We start from the raw sequence: 25,416 nt of genomic DNA, 5'->3' as shown, positions 1-25,416 counted from the left end.
CGGGTGCCGGATCGGGCGCGGCCTCGGCGGCGGCCTGCTGGTCGGCGGCGACCCGGGCGACCGCCTCCTCCCGGATGGCCTCCTGCTCGGCGGAGAGCACCGCCTCGGCCTCCACGATGTGCCGGACCGCCTGGTCGACGTCGTCGGTGAGGCAGATCAGTTCCAGGTCGGACGGGCCGATCTTGCCCTCGGCGACCATGCTGTCCCGCAGCCAGTCGATCAGGCCCCGCCAGTAGTCGAGGCCCATCAGCACCACCGGGAAGCGGGTGACCTTGCCGGTCTGCACCAGGGTCAGCGCCTCGAACAGCTCGTCCATGGTGCCGAAGCCACCGGGCAGCACGACGAACGCCTGTGCGTACTTGACGAACATGGTCTTGCGGGCGAAGAAGTAGCGGAAGTCGATGGACAGGTCGGCCCAGTCGTTGAGGCCCTGCTCGAACGGCAGCTCGATACCGAGCCCGACGGAGAGCCCGCCCGCCTCGCTGGCGCCCCGGTTGGCCGCCTCCATCACCCCCGGGCCGCCGCCCGTGATCACCGCGTACCCGGCCCGGGCCAGCGCGCCGCCCAACTCCTCGGCCATCCGGCACTCGGGGCTGTCCGGCATGCTGCGGGCCGAGCCGAAGACGCTGACCGCCGGCGGCAGGTCGGCGAGGGTGTCGAAGCCCTCGACGAACTCCGACAGGATGCGCAGCGCCCGCCAGGCGTCCTTGGTCTTCCAGTCGCCCCGGCCCCGGGAGTCCAACAGCCGCTGGTCGGCGGTGCTGGTCGGGATGGCCTGGTTGCGCAGTGTGACGGCACCCCGGTGCCGCACACCGCGTGGGCCACGGCCGGGCTGCCGCCCGTTGCTCTGGCTCATGACGGCACTCTGCTGCGCTGCGTGCCGCCATGAGGCACCAACGCGCTGCACTGATGATTCGCTCGCCTGCGCTCGCTCATGACGGCACTCCGCTGCGCTCGCTCATGGGGCCACCGTAGTGGAGCTACGGCGGTCCGGTGCGGAGGCGGGCGAGCGCGCGAAGTTCTTGGCGATCTTAGGCAACTAAATCGCTCGCCCGGACGTCTTACTATTCACATACGGGGTATGCCCCGGCGCGAGCTTTCGGGGGAGGAGCCAGCGTTGATCAGCAACACCGAGATGATCCGGATCCGCCGGCAGATGCAGCGGCGGATCCGCGACGTGGTGGCCGAGCGCCGCCGTGCCCGCATGATGGAAGCCCACCACACCGACCTCACCGGCGAGTCCGCCGAACCGGACACCTCACTGACGACGACCGTCTGAGGCTCCGCCGGACCGACCTCGGGGGGCCGCGTCACCGACGCGACCCCCCGGTCGCGTGTCCGGGCTCAGGCCGGGGCGAGCCAGCGGTGCAGGGTGGCCGCACCGTCACGGATCTTGGTCAGCTCGACGTGCTCGTCCGGGTGGTGGGCCAGGTTCGGGTCGCCCGGGCCGAAGTTCAGCGCCGGGATGCCCAGGGCCGCGAACCGGGCCACGTCGGTCCAGCCCAGCTTGCCGACCGGGGCCGCCCCCACCGCCTCCAGGAACTCCCGCGCCGGCGCGGCCGCCAGCCCGGGCAGCGCGCCGGCCGCCATGTCGGTCACCGCCAGCTCGAAGCCGGCGAAGACCTCCCGCACGTGCGCCTCGGCCTGCTCCGGCGTACGGTCCGGGGCGAACCGGAAGTTGACCTCGATCTCGCACCGGTCCGGCACCACGTTGCCGGCGACCCCGCCGTGGATGCGCACCGCGTTCATGCCCTCCCGGTAGTCGCAGCCGTCGATGGTGACCCGCCGCGCCTCGTACGCGGTCAGGCGCCGCAGCACCTCCCCGGCGGCGTGGATCGCGTTCACACCGTGCCAGGAGCGCGCCGAGTGGGCCCGGACGCCGGTGGTCGACACGATCGCCCGCATGGTGCCCTGGCAGCCGGCCTCGACGATCCCGTAGGTCGGTTCCAGCAGCACGGCGAAGTCGGCCTGGAGCCACTCCGGGTGGGCCTGGGAGACGAGCGTGAGCCCGTTGTACTGCGACTCGATCTCCTCGGCCTCGTAGAAGAAGTACGTGACGTCGTAGCGCGGATCGGGCAGGGTCACCGCCAGATGCAGCGCGAAGGCCACCCCGGACTTCATGTCGGAGGTGCCGCAGCCGTACATCAGGTCGCCGCGCATGGTCGACGGGAAGTTGTTGTTGAGCGGGACGGTGTCCAGGTGGCCGGCGAGCACCACCCGCTGCGACCGGCCGAGATCGGTGCGGGCCATCACCGTGTTGCCGTGCCGGTACGTGGTCAGGTGCGGTACGCCCCGCAGCACCTCCTCGACACAGTCGGCGATCGCCTTCTCGTTTCGGGAGACGGACTCTATGTCGACCAGTGCGCGGGTAAGCGCCACCGGATCAGCCAGGACCTCGGGGGTCAGCGGGTTCTGCATGCCTCGCACGGTACCGTCAGCACTGGTGAGCGCGTGGAGCGAGCTTGCGAGCACCTCGGCGAGCACGAGGAGTGACCCTGCGAGCCCCGCGGTCGCGAGCAGCAGCAGCCACCGTAGCCGCGAACGAGAGGTAGAGCTGTGACGTCCGATTCGGCCTGGGGCATCGGTCTGGCCACGACCACCGCTGACGACCTGGTGCTCGACACCTGGTACCCGACCGGCAAGCTCGGGCTCGGCGAGCTGCCGCTCGTCCCCGGCGAGGACCAGGCCGACGTCCTCGACCTGCCGCCCGGCGCGGTCGGCGGGCGGGCGCTGCCCGGACTGCGTACGGTCCAGGTGGTCACCGTGATCGGCTCGCTCGACGACCCGATCAAGGACGCCGCCGACGCGTACCTCCGGTTGCACCTGCTCTCCCACCGCCTGGTCCGGCCCAACGAGCTCAACCTCGACGGCATCTTCGGCAAGCTGGCCAACGTGGCCTGGACCTCGGCCGGGCCGTGCCCGCCGGAGCGGGTGGACGAGCTGCGCGTCCTCGAGCGGGCCGCCGGCCGCCACCTCGCCGTCTACGGGGTCGACAAGTTCCCCCGGATGACCGACTACGTGGTCCCCTCCGGCGTCCGGATCGCCGACGCGGACCGGGTCCGCCTCGGCGCGCACCTGGCCTCGGGCACCACCGTGATGCACGAGGGCTTCTGCAACTTCAACGCCGGCACGCTGGGCAGCTCGATGGTCGAGGGGCGAATCGTGCAGGGCGTGGTGGTCGGCGACGGCTCCGACATCGGCGCCGGCGCCTCGATCATGGGCACCCTCTCCGGCGGCGGCACCGAGAAGGTCCGCATCGGGGAGCGGAGCCTGGTCGGCGCGAACGCCGGCATCGGCATCTCGCTCGGCGACGACTGCGTGGTGGAGGCGGGCTGCTACGTCACCGCCGGCTCGAAGATCACCCTGCCGGACGGCCGGGTGGTCAAGGCCCGCGAGCTCTCCGGCGTGGACGGCCTGCTCTTCTGGCGCAACTCGGTGACGGGGGCGCTGGAGACGAAGCCGCGCACCGGCCGGGGCATCGAGCTGAACGCCGCCCTGCACGCCAACGACTGACCGGCCCGGCCGGTTGACGCACCGGGGCGTCACGCGGCGACCGGGCCCGAGCCGGGGTGGACGCTCTGGCCCGGGTCCGTCTCCGATCCGGCACCTGCCCCGGCACAAACCGGGCATGATCTCCCGGTGACCACCATGAGGGAACGCATGCTCGCCGGCGAGCTGTACCTCGCCGACGATCCCGAGATCGCCGCCGACCTGGACCGGGCGGCCCGGCTCACCGAACGCTTCAACGCCGGCCCCGTCGACGACCCGCAGGGCCGGCTCGCCGCGCTCCGCGAGCTGCTCGGCACGCTCGGCGAGGGCAGCTGGATCCGGCCGCCGTTCCACTGCGACTACGGCTGGCAGACCCACCTCGGGCCGCGCTGCTTCGTCAACTTCAACGCGGTCTTCCTCGACGTCGCCCGGATCAACATCGGCGCCGACGTCCAGATCGGACCGAACGTGCAGCTCCTCACCGCCACCCATCCGCTCGGTCCGGCCGCCCGACGGGCCAAGTGGGAATCGGCCGAGCCGATCAACATCGGCGACAACGCCTGGCTCGGCGGCGGGGTGATCGTGCTGGGCGGCGTCACCATCGGGGCGAACACCGTGGTCGGAGCGGGCGCGGTGGTGACGAGGGACCTGCCCCCCGATGTGCTGGCCGTGGGTAATCCCGCTCGACCGGTACGCACCCTGGAGCAGACCACCTGACCCGCGAAAACAGGCCTGGCCGCGCTGTCACCCGGGCAGGGGATCGGTGAGTCGGACCACCAGATCGGCGCGGCCGGCGGTGCCGGCGACCCGGGCTGCATTCGCCTCGTCGCTGCCCAGCGCCCAGGCACGCGCCTGCTCCGGGGTCTTGCCGTACGCCTCGTGCCGGGCGGCCAGCCGGCTCAGCCGCAGCTCGGCGTCCAGGTCGAGAAACCATGCCTGGTGCAGCAGCGGGCGCACCTCCTCCCACGGGTCGTCACGCAGGAGCAGGTAGTTGCCCTCGGTCACCACCAGCCGGACCTCGGGCGGCACCTCGATCGCCCCGGCGATCGGCTCCTCCAGGTCGCGGCGGAACGCCGGCGCCCACACCGAGGTCGGCTCCAACCGGTGCAGCCGACGCAGGACGGAGACGAAGCCGTTGGCGTCGAAGGTGTCCGGGGCACCCTTGCGGTCGGCCCGGCCCAGCCGGACCAGTTCGGACTGGGCCAGGTGGAAACCGTCCATCGGCACCAGCCGGGCGGCCGCACCGACCTCGGCGACGATCCGCTCGGCCAGGGTGGACTTGCCCGCGCCGGGCGCGCCGGCGATGCCGAGCAGCTGTCGCGGACCGGCGCCGGCCAGCGCACGCGCCCGCTCCACCAGCTCGCCAAGGGGGAGCACCTGGGCTGGTGGCATCAGCCGAGCACCGGCTCGCTGATGGTGAACCGGGCCTCGACCGCCGCCTGCACCGGCTGCGGCTGCGGATCCAGCTCCAGCTCGGGCGGGGCGTCGTCGGCCCCCGCGTAGGCCGCTCTCGCCAGCATCGGCGGGGCGGCGGCCAGGCCGGTGTCGGCCAGCTCCACCAGGGCGGTCACCCTGGCGCCGAGCGCCTCCGCGTACTCCCTCGCGCGGGCCAGGGCGTCCGCGATGGCCGCGTGCCGCGCCTCCCGGTACGCCGTGCTGTCCGGCCGCAGCGCCCACGCGGGACCGGCCACCTCGACCTGGTCCTGCTCGGCCAGGCGGAGCATCAGATCGCCGAGCGCGGTGAAGTCGGCGACGGTGACGGCCGTGGTGACGCTGCCGTGGTACGCCACCACCCGCTCGCCGGACCGTTTCGTCTCCGGCCAGACCCGGAGCTGGCCGGTCTCCCGCCGCTCCACTGCCGGCCCGGCCGCGTCCAGCAGCACCCGGACGGCGGCGGCCCGCTCGGCCAACCGGGTCAGCGTGGTCTCCCGGTCGCGGTCCCGGGCGGACGCGGTGACCGTGAACCGGGCCAGCTCAGGAGCGACCTCCCGGTACGCCTCGCCGCGTACCACCACGACCGGTGCGTCCGCCATGCTCCTCACCCTAGTGTCGGGCCGGTCGGCAGGTGCGCCGTGTAGGTGACCGCGCCCGCCTCGACCCGGCAGCCGGTGAGGTGGCCACCGGCCGCCCCCAGCTCCCGGAGATACGCCAACTCCCCCGCGTGTTCGGCCGAGGCCGGGAACTCACACCGATGGGTGGTGTACGAGCGGGCGCCCAGCGCGGCCCGGGCCGCCCGCGCCTCGTCCAGCCGAGCCGCGAGCGCCCCGGCGTCCCCGGCCGCCAGCGCCTCGGCGAGCTCGTCGAGGACGTTCCGGACCGCGCCCAACTCGGCCAGCACCCGGTCGCGGTTGCCGAGCAGCATGTTCGCCGTCCGGGCCGGCGGCCCCCCGGCCACCCGGGTGCCGTCGCTGAAGCTGCCGGCGGCGAGCGCGAGCACCGCGTCGCGCAGCGCCGCCCGCTGCACGGCCCCGGCCAACGCGCCCGCGAGCAGGTGCGGCACGTGCGAGGCGAGCGCCGCGGCGGTGTCGTGCTCCGGCGCGGACATCGGCACCACCTGGGCGTGGAAGACGTCGATGAGCAGCGCGGCGAGCCGTCGGAACGCGGCCATCCCGGTCGGCGCCGGGCAGAGCACCCAGGCGGCCCCGTCGAGCAGGGCCGGGGAGGCGGCGGCGAGGCCGGCCCGGTCGGCACCGGCCATCGGGTGGCCGGGCACGAACCGGTGCCCGAGCCCCTGCGCGGTGGCGGCGGTGGACACGTCCGCCTTGGTGCTGCCCACGTCGGTGAGCACGCATCGGTCGTCGGTGACGCCGGCCACCCGGGTCAGCATCGCGGGCAGGGTGGGCAGGGGACCACAGAGGAAGACCACGTCCCGGCCGGCGACCGCCTCCTCCAGGGCATCCGGGACGACGACGCCCCGCTCGGCGGCGTACCGGCGGGTCGCCGGGTCCGGATCCCAGCCCGCCACGTCGAGCCCGGCGTCCCGCAGCCGCAGCAGCACCGAGCCACCGATCAGGCCGGTGCCGAGCACCGCCACCCGTGCCTGCCCGTTGGCTGCGCCCACCGTCACCTCGGTCCGCTCGTACGTCGGCGTCGCCGCTCCACCCTCGCGCCGAGGATATCGTCCCCGGGGGTCGGCACGGTCGCGCTCGCCCTCCACCCGGGACCGCCGGGGCTCAGCCTCGCCCGGCGCCGACCTTCCGCCGCCAGCGGGCGAACGCCATGCTCGGCGTGCCAATGTTGTAGCACCAGGGCAGCTCCGTCACCCGGTCGCCGATCACCTCGAACTGCTCGACCGCCGAGCGGTGGTCGCCGGCCCGGGCGAACAGCTGCGCGAAGTAGTTGTGCGCCACGGGCCAACCCGGGCGTCGCCGGTAGTCCGGGTGGCGTACCGACTGGTCGGCCGCCGCGTTCACCTCGGCCACCACATCGGCGCCGCGCAGGTACTCGTCATCGCGCCCCGACGGCAGGTCCAGCCACATCTCCAGGTGCGCGCTGGGGATGAGGGCCCCCAGCGGAGAACCCGGCGGCATCTTGGCCACCGCGTCGCGGGCGAACGCGAACATCTGCTCGTGGCTGCCGAACCACTTCGCGCAGTTGTACTGGAGCATCTGCTCGTGGGCGATCCGGTGCCCGGGGTGCCGGGCGACGACCTCGTCGAAGCGGCGCTGCGCCTCGGGTCGGCCCACCTGCCGTCCGCGTGCCGACTTCACCAGGAACGTCCAGGCGGTGGTGTCGTCCGGGTTGCGCGACACGACCTCGTCGAGGCAGTTCTCGGCCAGCTTGAGCCGGCGCCGGAACTCCTGGAACTGCTCCTGGCTGGTGCGCTTGGCCGAGGCCGCGCCTCTCGCCTCCCAGGCCCAGTGGACCGCGTGCGCGCCCCGGACCAGCACCGGGAGCGTGGACCCCGGCTCCGCGTCGATCCATTCGCCGATCCAGTCCTGCACCCCGGGCACGTCCGCCGCGATCGAGACGTAGAACGCGTGATCGTCCGGGTCGGTGGCCGCCGTCAGCAGGTCATGCCCCGCCCGCCAGTCCCGCCGCAGCAGCGCCTCGCGTAGGGCGCGCGCCGTGTCGTCGCCCATCGCCGGATCAACCCGCAGCCGCCCACCAAGCCGGAATGGCCACATGCCTCGTTCCTCTCCCCGCAGTGTCGGCGCAGATCGTATGGGCTCGGCGGATGGGGGCGGAAGGGACTTGTCCGAAGAGCCCTCGCGTCGTACGGTCCCCCGACGGCCCGCCCGGCAGAGAGAGGCGGGCACCTCTTACGGGGGAAGGGAAATCCATGTCCGCGACATACCGGGCGCTCGCCTCGGTGGTCATGTTGATCGGCTTCTACGTCGTCGCGCTGCTCCAGCTCGTCGCCGTCGCCGCGCTCGGCGTCTGGCTGTTCAGCCGCACCAGCGGCGTACTCACCGGCAAGCTGCTGCTCCCGCTGCTCGTCGCGCTCGGCGCGGTCGGCGTCGGCCTCTGGAAGGCGATCCGCACGAAGAACGAGCCGATGCCCGGCCCGATCCTGGGCGAGCGGGAGGCGCCGCAGCTCTGGGCCACCGTACGCGAGCTGGCCGCCGCGGTCGGCACCCGCGCGCCCGACGAGATCCGTTTGCTGCCGGACGTGAACGCGGCCGTCAGCGAGCAGAGCCGGCTGCTCGGCCTGCTCGGCGGCCGGCGCACCCTCTACGTCGGGCTGCCGCTGCTCCTGGGCCTGCGGGTCGACCAGTTGCGCTCGGTGCTCGCGCACGAGCTGGGTCACTACTCCGGCCAGCACACCCGGCTCGGCGCGGTCGCCTACCGGGGCCGGCTGGCCATCGCGGAGACCGTCGAGCGGATCAGCCCGCGCAATCCGGTCGGGTGGGTCTTCAAGGGCTACGCGATGCTCTACCTGATGGTCGACAACGCGGCGTCCCGCCGGCAGGAGCTGGAGGCCGACCGGGCGTCGCTGCGGCTCGCCGGCCACGAGGCGGCCAGCTCCGCGCTGCGTACGCTGCCCGCGCTCGACGCGGCCTGGGCGTTCTACATGCGCCAGTACGTCGAGCCGGGCTGGTCGGCCGGGCTCCTGCCGGACGACCTGTTCGGCGGCTTCGCCCGGTTGCTCGACGCGCGCCGGGACGAGATCGACGAGATGCGCGAGAACGCGCCGGAGCGGAAGGCGTCCCGCTGGGACACCCACCCGCCGATCGGCGTACGGGTCGCCGCCATGGCCGAGACGCCGGTGGTCCAGGTACGGCCGGACGACCGGCCGGCCTGGATCGCGCTCGCCGACGTGGCGGGCGCCGGCCGGCAGCTCCAGAGCATGGTGGTCGAGCACGGGTCGCGCCAGATTCTGCCCTGGCCCGAGTTCGTCGCCGAGTGGATGGCCACGTCCACCCAGCAGCAGGCGGACCGCATCTACCGGGCGGCCGGCCGATTCACCGGTGTGGCGACGCCGGGTCTGCCCACGGTGCTGGACCTGGTCCGCGCCGGCCGGCTCGGCGAGCTCGCCGAGCAGTTCATCTCCGGTGCCACCCGGAGGGAGGCGGCGGTCGCCTTCGCCGGGCCGATGGAGACGCTGCTCGACAACGCGGCGATCCGCTCGGGGCGGGCACACTGGCAGCTCTCCTGGTCCGGGCCGGCCCGGCTGGTCGGCTCGACCGGCGAGCCGTGGGACCTGGCCGAGATCGCCAAGCTGGCGGTGTCCCCGGAGACCCTGGACGAGGCGCTGGCCCGCCTCGCCGAGCGGGGCGTCGACCCGGCGCAGGCGACGGTGGTGCAGGCCCGGGCGTCCGCGCGCGACGCCGACCTGATCGGCGGGCTGGCCAACATCAAGATCGACGGCCGGGAGCACGACGTGCTCGTGCTGGACAACGGCCTCGTCCTGATCCCCGACCCGGGCAAGTCCAGTGAGGGTGAGCAGCGGCTCACCACGCTGGTCCGCGCGGAGCCGGTGAGCGAGGTGGCCACCCGGTACCCGTACCTGCCGTACGAGGAGATCACCTCGGTCGAGGTGCAGCGGGAGGTGCCGTTGAAGGCGGCCCTGACCCTGCACGACGGCCGGGTGGTTCAGGTCCAGGAGCTGATGGCCAGCGAGTTCCTGGAGAAGCACAGCCGGGACACCCTGCTGCACGTGTTCCGGCAGATCAACAGCTGATCCGGGACGGCGGCGGGGGGGGGGGGGGGGGGGGGCCCCCCCCCCCCCCCCCCCCCCCCCCCCCCCCCCCCCCGCCAGTGGAGGAGGCAGGTCTGTATCCCTTAGGACGTCTCAGCGAGCGTCACGGTTGCCGTCTGGTCCGATCCGTTTCGCTTGAACTGCACATCGACCCGGTCGCCGACCTTGCCCGACTGGACGGCACCAACCAGATCGTTCGAATCCTTGATCACCTTGTCGCCGAACCGGGTGACCACGTCGCCCCGCTGCAGCCCGGCCTTTTCCGCGGCGCTGCCCGGGACGACCGCGGCGATCAGCGCGCCACCGTCCTCGGCGGCGTTCACGCTGACCCCGAGCGACGGGTGGCTGATCTTCTCGCCGCGCTGAAGCTTTTCGGCGACGTCCTTGGCCTTGTTGCTCGGGATGGCGAAGCCGACGCCGATGTTGCCGTTGCTGCCCTGTCCGGCGGTGGCGATGGCGGTGTTGATGCCGATCACCTCGCCCCGGGTGTTGACCAGCGCGCCGCCGGAGTTGCCCGGGTTGATCGGGGCGTCGGTCTGGAGCAGCCCGGAGATCGAGCTGGCGCCCTGCTGCGGTTCCATCTGCTGCTGGCCGCCCTCGCCGGCCTGGATGGTGCGGTCGCGGGCGCTGAGGATGCCGGCCGTGACCGAGCCCTGGAGGCCGAGCGGGCTGCCCAGGGCGAGCACCTGGTCGCCCACCTGCATCGCGTCGCTGTCGCCGAACTTGGCCGCCTTCAGACCGCTCACCCCGCTGGCCTGGACCACCGCCAGGTCGGTCTTCGGGTCGGTGCCGACGATCTTCGCATCGGCGTTCTTGCCGTCGGCGAAGACCACCTTCACCGTGTCACCGCTGGCGGAGGCGACCACGTGGTTGTTGGTCAGCACGTACCCGTCGGCGCTGAGGATCACCCCGGAGCCCTCACCGCTGTTCGTCATGATCGTGACGATGCTGTCCTGGACGGAGGCCGCGATCTTCGGCAGGTCGGCGGGGTTGATCACGGGCGCCGCCGAGTAGTTGCGGGTGATGGTGGTGCCCGAGTTGCCGTTCAGGGCGAGCGCGAGCGCGCCGCCGGCCACCCCGGAGCCCAGCATCAGCGCCAGGGCCAGGGCCCCCACGCCAAGGAACCTGCCCGCTCGGCTCGGCCGCGGCCCGGACTGCGGCGAGGCCCACGGCGGGACCGGCTGGCCGGGCTGGTGCGGCTGCGCGCCGGGATACGGCTGGTGCGGCTGGTACGGCGGAACGGCCCCGCCGGCCGCCGTCGGGTAGCCGGCACCGTAGTGCGCGCCGGCACCCTGGTGCGGGCCGGCACCATAGTGCGCGCCGGTGCCCTGGTGCGTGCCGGCGGCCCAGCCGGACGGCTGCTGCCCCCCGTACCAGGGGCCGGGCTGCTGCGGCTGCCCGGAGACCGGGTACGGCGGCGCGGACGGGGTCGCCGTCGGCCGGGCGTACGGGCTGGCGGCCTGCTCCGACTCGACCCGACCGGCGTCGAAGGCGGCCGGGGCGTCGGTACGGCCGAACTCGGCGGTGGCCGGCGCGTCAAGGCGGCTGACCTCGACGGTGGCCGGCTCGTCGGTGCGGCCGAGCTCGGTGGTGGCCGGAGCCTCGCTACGGCCGAAGTCCGTGGTGGCCGGCTCGTCGGCGCGGCCGAAGTCCGTGGTGGCCGGCGCGTCGGCGCGGCCGGCGCCGGCGGCGGTCCCGGCGGCCGGGGAGTCGGCCGGAACCGGCGCGACGGCCGGGGTGGGGCTGGAGTCCGAGGGCCCGTTCCCGGCGTGGGGCAGCTCGGCGGTGGGATGCGACGGCTCGGCGTCGGCGAGAGCCGGCGACCGCTGCGGGTCGGTCTCGTGGTCGGTCATGTATCCACCTTCTCCGCTGGCACTGCAATCAGCCTGGAATACGCCTGTATGTTTTCTGAAAGTCAGTCGCCCGGCTCCGGGGATTCGGGCAGCAGTGGCAGTTTGACCCGGAATGTGGCCCCGCCGCCCGGTGTTTCGACTACCTCGACCATGCCGTGGTGCACCGCCACCAGCGCGGCCACGATGGCCAGCCCAAGCCCGGTGCTGGTCGGCCCGCCGGCCTGCCGGGTCCGCGCCGCGTCCACCCGGTAGAACCGCTCGAAGACCCGCTCAGCCTGTTCCGTGGTGAGGCCCGGTCCGGTGTCCGCCACCTCGATCACGGCCAGGTTGCCGGGTTCGACCCGCAGCCGCAGGGTCACCGAGGCGTCCGGCGGGGTGTGGGTGAGCGCGTTCGTCATCAGGTTGCCGATCACCTGCCGCAGCCGGGCGTCGTCACCGAGCACCACCAGCGGCCCGGCACCGGGCTCGATGTCCAGCTCGACCCGGCGCTCCGGGTCGACCGCCCGGGCCGCCTGCACCGCGTCCGAGGCGAGCACCGGCAGCTCCACCGGGGCCAGCGCGATCGGCCGTTCCCGGTCCATCCGGGCGAGCAGCAGCAGGTCCTCCACCAGCAGCCCCATCCGGGCCGCCTCGTCCTCGATCCGGCGCAGCAGGCCGGCGGTCTGCTCGGGCTGCCGGGCCGCGCCCTGCCGGTAGAGCTCCGCGAAGCCCCGGATGGTGGTCAGCGGGGTGCGCAGCTCGTGCGAGGCGTCCGCGATGAACTGCCGCATCCGCTCCTCGGAGCGGCGGGCCCGCGCCTCGGACGCCTGAGCCTGCGCGGCCGCGTCCCGGGCGCTGACCTCCGCGCTGCGGGCCGCCGCCTCGGACGCCGCCCGCGCGGTGAAGGCCGCCTCGATCTGGGCGAGCATCGCGTTCAGCGCCCGGGAGAGCCGGCCCAGCTCGGAGGTCGGGAAGGCCCGGCCCTCCTCTGGGTCGGGCACCCGCCGGCTCAGGTCGCCGCCGGCGATGGCCGCCGCCGTCCGCTCGATCTCCACGAGCGGCTTGAGACTGGTACGCACGATTCCCGCGCCCACCGACGCCAGGATGATCAGCACCGCCCCACCGACCAGCAGGTCGATCCAGACCAGCTGCTTCACGGCCTGGTCGACAGCGGTGAGATGCTGCCCGAAGGCAACGACCTGACCGCCCCCGACATCCGTGTAGAGCATCCGCCAGCGCGTCCGGCCATCGATCGAGCGGACGGTAAACGGATCACCTACGTTGGCCTGGAAGCCGGCGTAGTCCGTGGGAAAGGGCGGCAGTGCCTCCGGGCTAAGCCCGTGATAGCGCACGGGTTCGGCCAAAACTCCACCGGGAATGGCCTTGGAGGCCACGTAGTCCGAGGGGATACCGACCTGCACTGGATTCTCGCTGCGTTCCAGCTCCCGGGCCACGCCGGCGGCGCCGCTGCGGAGTTGGTCGTCCGCCTGCCCGATCAGGTAGTTGCGGAGGAAGTAGGCGGTGAGCGCGCTGATCACGAGAAGCGCGGCGGCGACCAGGGCCAGGACTGCGGCGACCAGCTTGACTCGCAGCGGGATGGTCCGAAGGTGGCCCTTCGCGTCGTGGACGGCGCTCACGCCGCCGGCTTACGCAGCACGTAGCCGACCCCGCGCAAGGTGTGGATCAGTCGCGGCTGGGTGTTGTCGACCTTGCGGCGCAGGTAGGAGATGTAGGACTCGACGATGTTGTCGTCGCCGCGGAAGTCGTAGTTCCAGACGTGATCGAGGATCTGCGCCTTGGAGAGCACCCGGTTGGCGTTGAGCATCAGGTAGCGCAGCAGCTTGAACTCGGTCGGCGACAGCTGCACCCGCTGGCCGGCCCGGTGCACCTCGTGGGTCTCCTCGTCCAGCTCCAGGTCGGCGAAGGTGAGCCGGGAGGGGGCGTGATCACCGGTGGCGGTACGCCGCAGCACCGCCCGGATCCGGGCGGTCAACTCCTCCAGGCTGAACGGCTTGGTGACGTAGTCGTCGCCGCCCAGAGTGAGCCCGCGGATCTTGTCGTCGGTGGCGTCGCGGGCGGTCAGGAAGACCACCGGGGTACGCGTACCGCCCTCACGGAGCATCCGGATGACCTCGAAGCCGTCCAGGTCGGGCAGCATCACGTCGAGCACGACCAGGTCGGGCCGGTGGTCCTTGGCGGCGGTCAGCGCGGCACTGCCGCTGGTCGCGGTGGCGACGTCGAAGCCGGCGAAACGCAGGCTCGCGGAGAGCAGCTCGAGGATGTTGGGATCGTCCTCGACGACGAGCAGACGAGCCTCGGTCTGGGTAGCCACCATGTCGCCCATCATCCGCGCCCCGGCTGCGGTCCCGCTGGGTGGATGCTGAAAACAGCCTGTGAGCGGGCCGAGCCTGGGAGGCGGCTCAGCGGAGCAGCCGGCGCAGCCCGTCCAGCGCGCCGTCAAGCAGCCGGATCGCGGTCCGGAGCTGGCTGTCGGTGAGCCGGCCGGCGCGGACCAGCGCGCCCACCTCGACGGTGAACGCGGCCAGCCGCTGGTCGAACTCGGCGAGCAGGGGCGTTTCGCCGTGCGCCGCCCGGCCGCCGTTGGTGGTGGGCCGGGTCGGCGGCGGCTCCCAGTGTCCCCGCCGGGTCTGCCGGGCCGCATCGCGCAGCTCCCGCTTCAGGTCGCGCACGGAGCCGCGTACCTCGCTGCGGATCTCCCCGGCCAGGGCGGACAGGTCCTCGACCGAGGCGGTGATGTCCGATTCCAGAATGGCCAGCTCGTCGGCGCGCTGCCGCAGCTCCGCCCGGCCCGCCTCGGTGATCTCGTACACCTTGCGGCCGCCGGCCGCGGTGTGGGTGACCAGCCCCTCGACCTCCAGGCGTTGCAGCCGGGGGTAGATGGTGCCGGCGCTCGGCGCGTACAGGCCGAGGAAGCGGTCCTCCAGCAGCCGGATCAGCTCGTAGCCGTGCTTCGGGCCGTCGTCGAGCAGCTTGAGCAGATAGAGCCGGAGCCGCCCGTGACTGAACACGGCGGTCACGGCAGCTCCTCCAGGTCGTCGGCGTCCTCGACGGGCCGGGCGAGCAGCGCGATGCTGCCCGACGTCGCGGACGCCCAGAGCTTACCGCCGCCGGTGCCGAGGACACCGTGGCTGTCCTTGACGGAGCCGAAGCCGCCGCCGCCCGTCAGTGGGAAGCCGCTGGTGATCCGGCCGGAGGTGGTGTGCAGGTGGACGGTAAGGTCGCTGTCCTCACGGACCCGCACGGTGATGCTGCCGGAGATGGCGCTGAGCCGGATGTCGCTCCCCTTGGGATTGTCCAGGTCGCAGGTGATCGACCCGGAGACCGCGTGGGCGCGGACCCGCTCGGGCGCGCTGTCGGCGAGGATCAGCTCGCCGGAGACCGTCTCCAGGTTGAGGTCGCCGCCCACGCCGAGGGCCTCCACCGGACCCGAGGTGACCTTGGCGGTGGTGTGCCCGCGCAGCCCCATCAGGGTGACCCGACCGGAGGTGACGTCGACCCGGGTGTCCCGGCGCAGGCCGGAGGCGACCAGCGAACCGGCCACCAGGTGCAGGTCGGCCAGCACGTGCGCCGGTACGGCGATCGAGACCTCGGCCCGGAACCGGCGGCCGAGCTGACCGAGCCACCAGAGGAACCCGGGCCAGCGGGGGTGCCGCTCGTGCCCGACGAAGAGGCGACCGTCGCGCTGCTCCACCACGACCGGCCGGCGGCTGACCCGGGTGATGTCGATCCGGGCCGGACCGTCGGTGGCGACCACGTTGAGGCGGCCGGTGACCAGCCGTACGTCGAGCCGGGTGACCGGCTCGTCCAGGGTGAGCCGCTGTGGGCTGTCGACCGTCCAGCTGGGCATGGCGTCCTCCCCTCGGCGACGTGCCGAGCCACGGCACGTCGAGTGACCGGGGGGAAGCATAACGCGATACATCGCGACTGAACAAGACTGTCGCGAGATATGTCGCGAGAGCGTCAGGCGGCCAGGTCGAGCGCCACCTCCCGATCGGTCGACATCGTGGGAGCATCGCCCGAACGGGCCGGCGAGAGGTCCAGCACCGGGGCGGGCCGACCGGCGGACACCGGCCGGGCCGAGGTCAGGTGGATCGCCGACTCGGCGGCGCGGGCCAGCACCCGCCGGTCCGCCTCCACGTCCGGGTGCAGCGCGGTGGCCACCACCACCGACACGGTCAGGTCCCGGGCGGACAGCACCCGGCGTACCGACTCCCAGAGCGTCTCCTCACCGAGGAAGGCGGCCAGGGTGGTCGGGTCGCCGGCGTACCGGTAGGTGAGGCGCAGCGGCACGATCGGCGCGCCGGCGTCCACCGCGGCCTGGAACATGGCCGGCCGGAAGCCCCGCCCGGGCCGGCAGTCGGCCGCCTCGCCGCACCAGGTCGTCCCCTCGGGGAAGACCGCCACCGAGTGTCCGGCGCGCAGCGCGCTGGTCACCCGACCGACCGTGGCCGGCAGGTCACGCGGCCGGGACCGGTCCACGAAGACCGTGCCACCGGCGGCGGCCAGCGGCCCCATCAGGGGCCACTCCCGCACCTCCTGCTTGGCGAGCATCCGGGCCGGCGCGACCGCGAGCACGGCGAGGATGTCCAGCCAGGAGAGGTGGTTGGCGACCAGCAGCGCCCGCCGGCGCGGCAGCCGGCCCCGGACCACCAGCCGCACGCCGAGGGCCCGCAGGGTGCCGCGGGCCCAGCCACGCAGCGCGGCCCCCCGGTCCCGGGCGGGCAGCAGCGGCAGCAATGCGGCCAGCCCGACCCCCGCCAGCAGCATCCCGAACACCCCCAGCAGCCGCCCCACCCGGCGCGGGAGCGACACGGCCGGCCCGGCGTCGGCCGGCAGGCACGCCGGCCCGCAGCCCGACGAGGGCCGCCACAGGTCGTCGGTGGTCACGACGGCTCCCCACCGAGGAAGTGCCGCAGGTAGCGCGGGTTCATCCGGTCCAGCGAGAGCAGCACGTAGAAGTCGGCGCAGGCGAAGTCCGGGTCGTACGCCGGCTCCCCGCAGACCCACGCGCCGAGCCGGAGGTAACCGCGGAGCAGCGGCGGGATCAACGCCCGACGCTCAGCGGTCGAGAGGCTTGCCGGATCGGCGGCGGGCGCCTCGGCGAACCACGGGCGGCGGGGCGTGATCCGCATCGGCGGCGGGGCCAGGTGCCGGGCGGTGACCTGAGCCCACACCTCGGCAGCCGCGAGGCCGCCGTCGGCGACCGGCACCGAGGCGCAGCCGCCCAGCCAGCGCGACCCGCGCAGGTGCAGGTAGCGGGCGATGCCCGCCCACATCAGGTTGATCACCGCGCCGGAGCGGTGGTCCGGGTGCACGCAGGAGCGACCCGCCTCGACCAGGCCGTCCCGGAGCGGGGCGAGCGGGGTCAGGTCGAACTCGCCGTCGGAATACGGGCGACTCGCGCGACCGGGCGGCAGCAGCCGGTACGTGCCGACCACCTCGTCGGTGCCCTCCCGCAGCACGACCAGGTGGTCGCAGTGCGCGTCGAACTCGTCGGTGTCGAGCCCGGCGGCCCCTGGATGCAGGGTCGCGCCGAGCTCGGTGGCGAACACCTCGTGGCGGAGGCGTTGCGCGGCCGCGACCAGGTTCGGGTCGTCGGCGATCAGCAGGGTGTAGCCACTGGTCGTCAGGGGTGCGCCAGCGGCGTGCAGAACGGCCATGGGTATCTGTGTAAGGGGCGCGGTTGCCGGCCATGGGGATGAGGGGTGTCGATCCGGTGAACGCCGGTCGGCGCTCCGGTCCCGCCCCCCACCTGCGGCGTTCACCCCCGCGCCGGGATCGGGCGGGTGGAGCCGGCGAAGTCGGGCGTGCGAGGCTGCCGGGCGGGGCCGGCAAGGGGGCCGGGCCCGGACCAGCCTGGAGGACGTACATGATCATCGAGTCGCGCTTCCACGGGCCCGCCGGCTCGGGCAACGGCGGCTGGAGCGCCGGGATCTTCGCGGCGGTGGTCGACGGCCGGGGGCCGGTGGAGGTCACCCTGCGCAAACCGCCCCCACTGGAGACCCCGCTGACCGCGGTCGACGGCTCGGTTCACGACCCGGACGGCCAGGTGATCGCGCAGGTACGCCGGGTCGACGAGTTCAGCGCCGTGGTGCCACCGGTGGACCAGCCGACGGCCGAGGCCGCCGCCCGGACGTACCCGGGGCTGGTGGAGCACCCCTTCCCGGGCTGCTACGTCTGCGGCCCCGAGAATCCGGACGGGCTGCGCATCTTCCCGGGCCGGCTGCCGGACGGCCGGACCGCCGCGCCGTTCCGCGCCCCGGCCGGGGTGGTGCCGGCGACGGTCTGGGCGGCGCTGGACTGCCCCGGCGGCTGGGCGGTGATCGCGCCCGGCCGCCCGTACGTCCTGGGTCGGATCGCCGCAGTGGTCGCGGCGCTGCCGCGGCCCGGCGACGAGTGCGTGGTGACCGGCGCGATGGTCGGCGGCGAGGGGCGCAAGGCCGAGGTGCACTCCAGCCTTTACGGCCCCGACGGCGCCCTGCTCGGCTACGCCCGGGCCACCTGGATCGCGCTGCCGCCGGCCTGACCTCTCCTCCCTGAGAACGATCGCCTCCTGCCCCCGACGGAGGAGGACGTACGCGTCCCGCCTGATTGACCCTGTTGCGCGCGGTTGCGAGGCTGTGCCACGGCGCTGTTCGCGACGGTGCCCCCAGCGGCGCGCCCGCGCGCCGCGCCAGGAGAGGAGAACGATGTCCGACGGGCAGTCAAGCCCCAGCGCCGGGACCGGCCAGATCGTGGTGTCCGGGCTGACCAAGCAATACAAGAACGTGCGGGCGGTCGACAATCTGTCCTTCACCGTCCAGCCGGGGCGGGTGACCGGCTTCCTCGGCCCGAACGGCGCCGGTAAGACGACCACCCTGCGCATGCTGCTCAACCTGGTCACGCCGACCGCCGGCGAGGCCACCATCGGCGGCCACCGGTACGCCGACCTGACCGACCCGCTGCACTCGGTGGGCGCGGTGCTGGAGGCGTCCAGCGCGCACAAGGGCCGTACCGGGATCAACCACCTGCGGGTGATCTGCGCTGCGGCCGGCCTGCCCCGCGAGCGGGCCGACGAGGCGCTCGCGCTGGTCGGGCTGACCCCGGCCGCGAAGCGCAAGTTCAAGGGCTACTCGCTGGGCATGAAGCAGCGGCTCGGCATCGCCGCCGCGATGCTCGGCAACCCGCAGGTGCTGATCCTCGACGAGCCGGCCAACGGCCTCGACCCGGAGGGCATCCGCTGGATGCGCGGCTTCCTCAAGGGGCTGGCCGCCGAGGGGCGGACCGTGCTGGTCTCCAGCCACCTGCTCTCCGAGATGCAGCTGCTCGCCGACGACGTGGTGATCATCGCGGCCGGCAAGCTGGTCCGGCAGGGCACCGTGGAGCAGGTGCTCGGCTCGATGACACACGGCGCCCAGGTGCGGGTCCGCACCCCGCAGGCCGACGAGCTGACCGCCGCGCTGCGCGAGCAGGCGGCCACCGTGGCCACCGGCGAGCACGGCGCGCTGCTGGTCACCGGCGTGGACGCCCCGACCGTCGGCCGGGTGGCCCTGGCCGCGAAGGTGGAGCTGCACGAGCTGACCACCGAGCGCCCCGACCTGGAAGGTGTCTTCCTCGAACTGACGGCCGGAAAGGCGGGCATCCGATGAACCTGGTTCGATCCGAGCTGCTCAAGATCCGTACCACCAGCACCTGGTGGATCTTCGGGCTGATCACCCTGCCGCTCTGGGCCCTCGCCGTACTCTTCAACTGGCTGCAGGCAGACGCCCTGACCAGCGGAAACATCGGCGAGGTGCCGGCCGATCAGGCCGACCAGGTGCAGGCGGTCGCCAGCGTGGACAGCCTGGCCGCCAACCTCTACACCAGCGGCCAGTTCTTCGGCCTGCTCATCGTGATGCTGCTCGGCATCGTCGTGGTGACCAGCGAGTTCTTCCACCAGACGGTGACCACCACGTTCCTCACCGCGCCGCACCGCGCCGCGGTGATGCTGGCCAAGCTGGCCGCCGCGGGTGTGCTCGCGCTGCTCTTCTGGCTGGGCACCACCCTGCTCAACCTGGTCGCCGCCCCGCTGGTGCTGAACGCGGTGGACATCGGCTCCCAGTTCGGCAACGACGCGGCCTGGCGGGCCGTGGGCCTCAACTGCCTGGCCTACCTGCTCTGGTCGGTGCTGGGCGTCGGGATCGGCGTGCTCATCCGCAGCCAGATCGGCGCCACGGTGACCGGCATCCTGCTCTACCTGGGTGGCACCATCGGCGCCGCCATCGTGATCAGCGTGCTGGCCGCGAAGTTCGGCGAGTGGATCAACAAGCTCCAGCTGCTGGTCCCCTCGCTGGCGTCGAGCCTGATGGTGAGCGGGGCCGAGATTCCCGGCAACCCGCCACGCTGGGCGGGAGCCGCGGTGTTGATCGGGTACGCCGTCGTGGCCGGCGTGATCGGGATTCTGACCATCCGGCGTCGCGACATCTCCTGACCCCGAACCCTCGACCGGCCCTGAGCGGTGACCCTGTGTCACCACTCAGGGCCGCCGTCGCTTATCACCACCGGAACGGACACGCAGGGTTTGCTGAACTTCTGGCATCTTCTGTGAATCGGGCCACCCGCCGGAGGCGACAATGCCCACAGGATTCGTACGGCGTAGCCTGGGATCCGTCCGTGCGCCCATTTCCGGGCACCGCCGGACACCGCGTGCATACGAACCCGCGTGAAAGAGGCGATCAGCGGCCGTGTCGACCCAGCAAACTTCGCAGGAGAACCCACTGGCGGGTTTCGGCCCGAACGAGTGGATCGTCGAGGAGATGTACCAGCGCTATCTCGCCGACCCCTCGAGCGTGGACTCGGCCTGGCACGACTTCTTCGCCGACTACCGGCCCGCCCCGGGCGCCGCGACCCCGCGCCCCGACGGCAAGGCCAAGCCGGCCACCCGTCCCGAGCCCGCTGAGCAGCAGGAGGCCGTCGCCAGCGTCACCCAGCAGCCGGCCCCGGCGAAGCCGGCCCCCGCCGCGAAGGCCCCCGAGAAGCCGGCGGAGAAGCCCGCCGCCAAGCCGGCCGCGAAGCCCGTCGCCAAGGCCCCGACCGTCAGCGCCGCCGGCACCACCCCGCTGCGCGGCGTCGCCGCCAAGATCGTGCAGAACATGGACGCCTCGCTCGCCGTGCCGACCGCCACGAGCGTCCGCGCGGTCCCGGCGAAGCTGCTGGTCGACAACCGCATCGTGGTCAACAACCACCTGGCCCGCGGCCGCGGCGGCAAGGTGAGCTTCACCCACCTGATCGGGTACGCGATGGTCCGGGCGCTGGTCGAGCACCCGGAGATGAACAACTCCTACGCCGAGGTCGACGGCAAGCCGGCGATGGTCCGCCCCGAGCACGTCAACCTGGGCATCGCCATCGACCTGGCCAAGCCGGACGGCTCCCGCACCCTGGTGGTCCCCTCCATCAAGGCCTGCGAGCGGATGGACTTCCGGCAGTTCTGGCAGGCATACGAGGACGTGGTCCGGCGCGCCCGCCGCAACGAGCTGACCATGGACGACTACTCCGGCACCACCATCTCGCTGACCAACCCGGGCGGCATCGGCACGGTTCACTCGATCCCGCGCCTGATGCAGGGCCAGAGCGCCATCATCGGCGTCGGCGCCATGGAGTACCCGGCGCCTTACCAGGGCATGAGCGAGGCCACCCTGGCGGAGCTGGCGGTCAGCAAGGTCATCACGCTGACCAGCACGTACGACCACCGGATCATCCAGGGCGCGCAGTCCGGCGAGTTCCTCAAGGTGATGCACGAGCTGCTGCTCGGCGAGCACGGCTTCTACGACCAGATCTTCACCTCGCTGCGCATCCCGTACGAGCCGGTGCGCTGGGTGCAGGACGTGGCCGTCAACTCCGAGGGCCAGATCAACAAGACCGCGCGGGTGCACGAGCTGATCCACGCGTACCGGGTGCGCGGCCACCTGATGGCCGACACCGACCCACTGGAGTTCAAGATCCGCAAGCACCCGGACCTGGACGTCCTCCAGCACGGGCTGACCCTGTGGGACCTGGACCGGGTCTTCCCGGTCAACGGCTTCGCCGGCAAGCAGCGGATGAAGCTGCGCCAGATCCTCGGCGTGCTGCGTGACTCGTACTGCCGCCGGGTCGGCGTCGAGTACATGCACGTCCAGGACCCGGAGGAGCGGCGCTGGATCCAGGAACGGATAGAGCGCAAGTACGAGAAGCCGAACCGGGACGAGCAGAAGCACGTGCTCAACCGGCTCAACGCCGCCGAGGCGTTCGAGACCTTCCTGCAGACCAAGTACGTCGGCCAGAAGCGCTTCTCGCTGGAGGGCGGCGAGTCGCTGATCCCGCTCCTCGGCGAGGTGCTGGAGTCCTCCGCCGAGGCCGGGCTGGACGAGGTCGTCATCGGCATGGCCCACCGCGGCCGGCTCAACGTGCTGGCCAACATCGTCGGCAAGCCGTACGAGAAGATCTTCTCCGAGTTCGAGGGGCACCTCGACCCGCGCTCCACCCAGGGCTCGGGCGACGTGAAGTACCACCTCGGCCAGAACGGCAAGTTCACCACCCCGAACGGCGAGCACACGGTCAAGGTGTCGGTGGTGGCGAACCCGTCGCACCTGGAGGCCGTGGACCCGGTGCTGGAGGGCATCGTCCGGGCCAAGCAGGACCGGATAGACCTCAAGCTGGAGGGCTACACCGTGCTGCCGCTGGCGGTGCACGGTGACGCGGCCTTCGCCGGCCAGGGCGTGGTCGCCGAGACGCTCAACCTGTCGCAGCTGCGCGGCTACCGCACCGGCGGAACGGTGCACGTGGTGGTCAACAACCAGGTCGGCTTCACCACCGCCCCGGAATACAGCCGGTCCAGCCTCTACAGCACCGACGTCGCCCGGATGATCCAGGCGCCGATCTTCCACGTCAACGGCGACGACCCGGAGGCCGTCGTCCGGGTGGCCCGGCTCGCCTTCGAGTACCGCCAGGCGTTCAACAAGGACGTCGTGATCGACATGGTCTGCTACCGCCGTCGCGGACACAACGAGGGCGACGACCCGTCGATGTCCAACCCGCAGATGTACCAGATCATCGACTCCAAGCGGTCGGTCCGGAAGCTCTACACCGAGGAGCTCATCGGGCGGGGTGACATCACCGTGGAGGACGCGGAGGAGCTGCTGCGCGACTACCAGGCGCAGCTGGAGCGGGTCTTCAAGGCCACCCGCGACGCGGCCACCACGCCGCGCCAGCTCAGCCGGCCGAACCGCGAGGAGGAGCCGGAGCCGCGGGTCGACACCGCCACCGACGCCGCCGTGGTCAAGGCGATCGGCGAGGCGCACGTCAACCTCCCCGAGGGCTTCACCCCGCACAAGCGCATCCAGCAGCTGCTGGACCGGCGGGCCAAGATGTCCGTCGAGGGCGGCATCGACTGGGGCTTCGGCGAGATCATCGCGTTCGGCGCGCTGCTGAACGACGGGGTCACCGTCCGGCTCGCCGGGCAGGACTCCCGGCGCGGCACCTTCGTCCAGCGGCACGCCTCGATCGTCGACGCGAAGACCGGCGACGACTACCTCCCGCTGAAGTCGCTCACCGCCGACGGCGAACGGTCCCGCTTCTTCGTCCACGACTCGCTGCTCTCCGAGTACGCCGCGATGGGCTTCGAGTACGGCTACTCGGTGGAGAACATCAACGCGCTGGTCTGCTGGGAGGCCCAGTTCGGTGACTTCGTCAACGGCGCCCAGTCGGTGATCGACGAGTTCATCTCCTCCGGCGAGGTGAAGTGGGGCCAGCGCTCCGCGGTCACCCTGCTGCTGCCGCACGGCCACGAGGGCCAGGGCCCGGACCACACCTCCGGCCGTCCGGAGCGGTTCCTCCAGCTCTGCGCCGAGGACAACATGCGGGTGTCCATCCCGACCACCCCGGCGAACTACTTCCACCTGCTGCGTCGCCAGGCCCTGTCGCCGAAGCGCAAGCCGCTGGTGGTGTTCACGCCGAAGTCGCTGCTGCGGCACAAGCTCTGCGTGTCGCCGGTGGAGGACTTCACCTCGGGCACCTTCCAGCCGGTCCTGCGGGACACCGCCGCCCCGGCGCCGGAGCAGGTGAAGCGGGTGCTGCTCTGCTCGGGCAAGGTCTACTACGACCTGTTCCAGGCCCGGCAGGAGCGGGGGGTCACGGACACCGCGATCATCCGGATGGAGCAGCTCTACCCGCTGCCCGTCGAGGAGATCCGGGCCGCCCTGGCGCAGTACCCGAATGCCGAGGACTTCGCCTGGGTGCAGGAGGAGCCGGCCAACCAGGGTGCCTGGTCGTTCGTCGCGCTCAACCTGCTGGAGCACCTGAGCGACGTCCGGCTGCGCCGCATCTCCCGTCCGGCCGCCGCCGCCCCGTCGGTCGGCTCGGCGAAGATGCACGACGTCGAGCAGACCGCCCTGATCGAGGCGGCTCTCCCCCGCCCGTGATCTGACCGCACCGCGAGACACCGGGGCAGCGACCGTACGACGGCCGCTGCCCCGCCTCGTGTGGCGTCGCCTTCCGAGAGGACGAACCGTTGTACTTCACCGACCGTGGCATCGAGGAGCTGGTCGAGCGCCGGGGCGACGAGCAGGTCACCCTGGAGTGGCTGGGCGAACGGCTGCGCGACTTCGTCGACCTGAACCCCGAGTTCGAGACCCCGATCGAGCGCTTCGCCACCTGGCTGGCCCGGCTCGACGACGAGGACGAGGAGTAGGCCGACCACGCCGGCCAGGGTTACCGGGCCGCTGCCCCGGTCAGGTCCAGGTACCGCTCGACGGCCGCCGTCGCGCGCTCGGCGTCGCCGGTGGCCAGTAGGTCGAGCAGCGCACCGCGCAGCAGCGCCAGACCGAGGGCAGGATCGGCATCGCCGGCATGGTGGTCGCCGCCAGCCTCGCCGTGGGCGTCGGCCAGCAGGCCGAGCCAGTCCTCCACTGTCTGCCGGGCGAAGCCCGCCCAGGGCCCGTCCGGCTCGCTGAGCGAGCGGGCGTACGCCTGGAGCCAGAGGACCAGCAACGATCGGTGCGCCGGATCCACGAGCCACCGCCACGTCGCCCGCACCGCGGCGGCGAAGTCGTCGTGCCCTCCCGCCTCCAGGACCCGACGCAGCGCCGTCAGCTCGTCGGCGCGGGCGCGGGCGAGCAGCGCGCGGATCAGCTCGTCCTTGGAGCCGAAGAGGAAGAGCAGTACCCGGGGACTGGACCCGATGGCGGCGGCGAGCGGGCGCAGCGACAGCTCCGTCAGCCCGTGCTCCAGCGCGTACCGGTAGGCCCGCTCGGTGAGTTCGTCCCGGCGGGCGCTGGGGGGTCGCTTCTGCTCGGTCACAGCGCTACTCTGCCACTGAAACGACTGTTTCAGTTGGAGAGGGGTGTCGATGAGCTCGGAAATCCTCATTCGTCCGCTGGGCCGTCCCGGTGACCTGGGCTGGGTGGTGATGGCCCACGGCGAGATGTACGCCGCCGAGTACGGCTGGGACACCAGCTTCGAGGCGCTCGTGGCCCGGATCGTGGCCGACTACGCCGCCGGTCACGACGCGACCCGGGAGGCCGCCTGGATCGCCGAGGTCGACGGCGAGCGGGTGGGCTGCGTCTTCTGCGTCGCGGCGGACGAGCGGACGGCGCAGCTCCGGATCCTGCTGGTGGACCCGGCGGCCCGGGGACGCCGGGTCGGCGGCCGGCTCGTCGACGAGTGCCTCACCTTCGCACGGCGGGCGGGGTACTCCCGGATGCGGCTCTGGACCAATCACCCCCTGGTCGCCGCCCGCCGGATCTATCTCTCCCGCGGGTTCCGGCTGATCGAGGAGGAGCCCCACCACAGCTTCGGAGTGGACCTGACCGGGCAGGTGTACGAGCGGGAGCTGGCACCGGCCGGCGGGTGAGCCGACCATTGACGGCGGGCCGTTCCCTGGCGTCCACTGGAAGGCAGCGTCCAGGGTCCGACGAGGACGCGCCGGACCACACGCCGCCC

23 protein-coding genes and 1 pseudogene are annotated in these 25,416 nt (G+C 72.7%); 10 read left to right on the top strand and 14 right to left on the bottom strand.

What is annotated here, in order from left to right; genetic code table 11:
• Positions 1–22: 22 nt before the first annotated feature.
• A pseudogene (locus ACIRG9_RS24535) lies at positions 23–856 on the bottom strand (TIGR00730 family Rossman fold protein); the annotation flags it as partial.
• A gap of 261 nt (positions 857–1,117) precedes the next feature.
• Between ACIRG9_RS24535 and ACIRG9_RS24530 the strand changes: the two are divergent.
• Positions 1,118–1,279: a hypothetical protein gene (locus ACIRG9_RS24530; RefSeq protein ID WP_167667066.1), complete on the top strand. Its 162-nt coding sequence runs from the start codon at positions 1,118–1,120 to the stop codon at positions 1,277–1,279.
• A gap of 65 nt (positions 1,280–1,344) precedes the next feature.
• On the opposite strand, the gene dapE is transcribed toward ACIRG9_RS24530, so the two are convergent.
• Positions 1,345–2,418 (bottom strand): succinyl-diaminopimelate desuccinylase, encoded by a 1,074-nt coding sequence (gene dapE / locus ACIRG9_RS24525; protein ID WP_402860250.1) that lies wholly within the window; start codon positions 2,416–2,418, stop codon positions 1,345–1,347.
• 138 nt (positions 2,419–2,556) lie between these two features.
• Here dapE and dapD point away from each other — a divergent pair, with 138 nt between their 5' ends.
• Together dapD and ACIRG9_RS24515 are read left to right on the top strand one after the other, a co-directional pair.
• Positions 2,557–3,513, top strand: a complete 957-nt coding sequence (dapD, locus tag ACIRG9_RS24520) for a 2,3,4,5-tetrahydropyridine-2,6-dicarboxylate N-succinyltransferase (RefSeq protein WP_402860247.1) — start codon at positions 2,557–2,559, stop codon at positions 3,511–3,513.
• 126 nt (positions 3,514–3,639) lie between these two features.
• Positions 3,640–4,206: a sugar O-acetyltransferase gene (locus ACIRG9_RS24515; protein ID WP_402860244.1), complete on the top strand. Its 567-nt coding sequence runs from the start codon at positions 3,640–3,642 to the stop codon at positions 4,204–4,206.
• A 27-nt stretch (positions 4,207–4,233) separates the two neighbouring features.
• Here ACIRG9_RS24515 and ACIRG9_RS24510 read toward each other — a convergent pair whose 3' ends face one another.
• The 4 genes from ACIRG9_RS24510 to ACIRG9_RS24495 form a co-directional block, all read right to left on the bottom strand.
• Positions 4,234–4,881: a nucleoside/nucleotide kinase family protein gene (locus ACIRG9_RS24510; protein WP_402860241.1), complete on the bottom strand. Its 648-nt coding sequence runs from the start codon at positions 4,879–4,881 to the stop codon at positions 4,234–4,236.
• Positions 4,881–5,522 (bottom strand): SIMPL domain-containing protein, encoded by a 642-nt coding sequence (locus tag ACIRG9_RS24505; RefSeq protein WP_402860238.1) that lies wholly within the window; start codon positions 5,520–5,522, stop codon positions 4,881–4,883. Before ACIRG9_RS24505 ends, ACIRG9_RS24510 begins: the two co-directional genes overlap by 1 nt.
• Before the next feature lie 5 nt (positions 5,523–5,527).
• Entirely contained in the window at positions 5,528–6,556 is a 1,029-nt protein-coding gene (locus ACIRG9_RS24500; RefSeq protein WP_402860236.1) for a prephenate dehydrogenase, read from the bottom strand.
• 106 nt (positions 6,557–6,662) lie between these two features.
• Positions 6,663–7,616, bottom strand: coding sequence for a DUF4034 domain-containing protein (locus tag ACIRG9_RS24495; RefSeq protein ID WP_402860233.1), 954 nt, complete (start codon positions 7,614–7,616; stop codon positions 6,663–6,665).
• A gap of 155 nt (positions 7,617–7,771) precedes the next feature.
• Between ACIRG9_RS24495 and ACIRG9_RS24490 the strand changes: the two genes are divergently transcribed.
• Complete coding sequence (locus tag ACIRG9_RS24490) at positions 7,772–9,613, top strand: M48 family metallopeptidase (RefSeq protein WP_402860231.1); 1,842 nt, start codon at positions 7,772–7,774, stop codon at positions 9,611–9,613.
• 101 nt (positions 9,614–9,714) lie between these two features.
• On the opposite strand, the gene ACIRG9_RS24485 is transcribed toward ACIRG9_RS24490, so the two are convergent.
• From ACIRG9_RS24485 to ACIRG9_RS24455, 7 genes are all read right to left on the bottom strand, one after another.
• Entirely contained in the window at positions 9,715–11,484 is a 1,770-nt protein-coding gene (locus ACIRG9_RS24485; RefSeq protein ID WP_402860228.1) for a trypsin-like peptidase domain-containing protein, read from the bottom strand.
• A 62-nt stretch (positions 11,485–11,546) separates the two neighbouring features.
• Entirely contained in the window at positions 11,547–13,100 is a 1,554-nt protein-coding gene (locus ACIRG9_RS24480; RefSeq protein WP_402860225.1) for a sensor histidine kinase, read from the bottom strand.
• Positions 13,097–13,798, bottom strand: a complete 702-nt coding sequence (locus ACIRG9_RS24475) for a response regulator transcription factor (RefSeq protein WP_402860222.1) — start codon at positions 13,796–13,798, stop codon at positions 13,097–13,099. Before ACIRG9_RS24475 ends, ACIRG9_RS24480 begins: the two co-directional genes overlap by 4 nt.
• 85 nt (positions 13,799–13,883) lie before the next feature.
• On the bottom strand, positions 13,884–14,501 hold the full coding sequence (locus tag ACIRG9_RS24470) for a PadR family transcriptional regulator (protein WP_402860219.1): 618 nt from the start codon (positions 14,499–14,501) through the stop codon (positions 13,884–13,886).
• Positions 14,498–15,331, bottom strand: coding sequence for a DUF4097 family beta strand repeat-containing protein (locus ACIRG9_RS24465; RefSeq protein WP_402860217.1), 834 nt, complete (start codon positions 15,329–15,331; stop codon positions 14,498–14,500). Before ACIRG9_RS24465 ends, ACIRG9_RS24470 begins: the two co-directional genes overlap by 4 nt.
• A gap of 113 nt (positions 15,332–15,444) precedes the next feature.
• Complete coding sequence (locus ACIRG9_RS24460; protein ID WP_402860214.1) at positions 15,445–16,371, bottom strand: lysophospholipid acyltransferase family protein; 927 nt, start codon at positions 16,369–16,371, stop codon at positions 15,445–15,447.
• On the bottom strand, positions 16,368–17,144 hold the full coding sequence (locus tag ACIRG9_RS24455; RefSeq protein WP_402860211.1) for a GNAT family N-acetyltransferase: 777 nt from the start codon (positions 17,142–17,144) through the stop codon (positions 16,368–16,370). The genes ACIRG9_RS24460 and ACIRG9_RS24455 overlap by 4 nt, the downstream gene beginning before the upstream one ends.
• 209 nt (positions 17,145–17,353) lie before the next feature.
• Between ACIRG9_RS24455 and ACIRG9_RS24450 the strand changes: the two genes are divergently transcribed.
• From ACIRG9_RS24450 to ACIRG9_RS24430, 5 genes are all read left to right on the top strand, one after another.
• On the top strand, positions 17,354–18,010 hold the full coding sequence (locus ACIRG9_RS24450; protein WP_402860208.1) for a hypothetical protein: 657 nt from the start codon (positions 17,354–17,356) through the stop codon (positions 18,008–18,010).
• 163 nt (positions 18,011–18,173) lie between these two features.
• A complete protein-coding gene (locus ACIRG9_RS24445; RefSeq protein WP_402860205.1) occupies positions 18,174–19,112 on the top strand; it encodes an ABC transporter ATP-binding protein in 939 nt (312 codons plus the stop codon).
• Positions 19,109–19,933, top strand: coding sequence for an ABC transporter permease (locus ACIRG9_RS24440; protein WP_402860202.1), 825 nt, complete (start codon positions 19,109–19,111; stop codon positions 19,931–19,933). The genes ACIRG9_RS24445 and ACIRG9_RS24440 overlap by 4 nt, the downstream gene beginning before the upstream one ends.
• A 253-nt stretch (positions 19,934–20,186) precedes the next feature.
• Positions 20,187–23,897: a multifunctional oxoglutarate decarboxylase/oxoglutarate dehydrogenase thiamine pyrophosphate-binding subunit/dihydrolipoyllysine-residue succinyltransferase subunit gene (locus ACIRG9_RS24435; RefSeq protein WP_402860199.1), complete on the top strand. Its 3,711-nt coding sequence runs from the start codon at positions 20,187–20,189 to the stop codon at positions 23,895–23,897.
• A gap of 89 nt (positions 23,898–23,986) precedes the next feature.
• Positions 23,987–24,166, top strand: a complete 180-nt coding sequence (locus ACIRG9_RS24430) for a DUF6104 family protein (RefSeq protein WP_402860196.1) — start codon at positions 23,987–23,989, stop codon at positions 24,164–24,166.
• Between the two features lie 20 nt (positions 24,167–24,186).
• Here the strand turns inward: ACIRG9_RS24430 and ACIRG9_RS24425 are convergent, their stop codons facing one another.
• A complete protein-coding gene (locus ACIRG9_RS24425; RefSeq protein WP_402860193.1) occupies positions 24,187–24,774 on the bottom strand; it encodes a TetR/AcrR family transcriptional regulator in 588 nt (195 codons plus the stop codon).
• Positions 24,775–24,823: 49 nt separating this feature from the next.
• Here ACIRG9_RS24425 and ACIRG9_RS24420 point away from each other — a divergent pair, with 49 nt between their 5' ends.
• Positions 24,824–25,327 carry a GNAT family N-acetyltransferase gene (locus tag ACIRG9_RS24420; RefSeq protein ID WP_402860190.1) on the top strand — a complete coding sequence of 168 codons (504 nt, stop codon included), beginning with the start codon at positions 24,824–24,826 and terminating at the stop codon, positions 25,325–25,327.
• The last annotated feature ends 89 nt before the right edge of the window (positions 25,328–25,416 follow it).

It is taken from the genome of Micromonospora sp. NPDC093277, assembly GCF_044765245.1.
Taxonomy (GTDB): domain Bacteria; phylum Actinomycetota; class Actinomycetes; order Mycobacteriales; family Micromonosporaceae; genus Micromonospora.
Note: the sequence above shows the minus strand (reverse complement) of the source record. Positions and strands in the feature narration are given on the sequence as shown.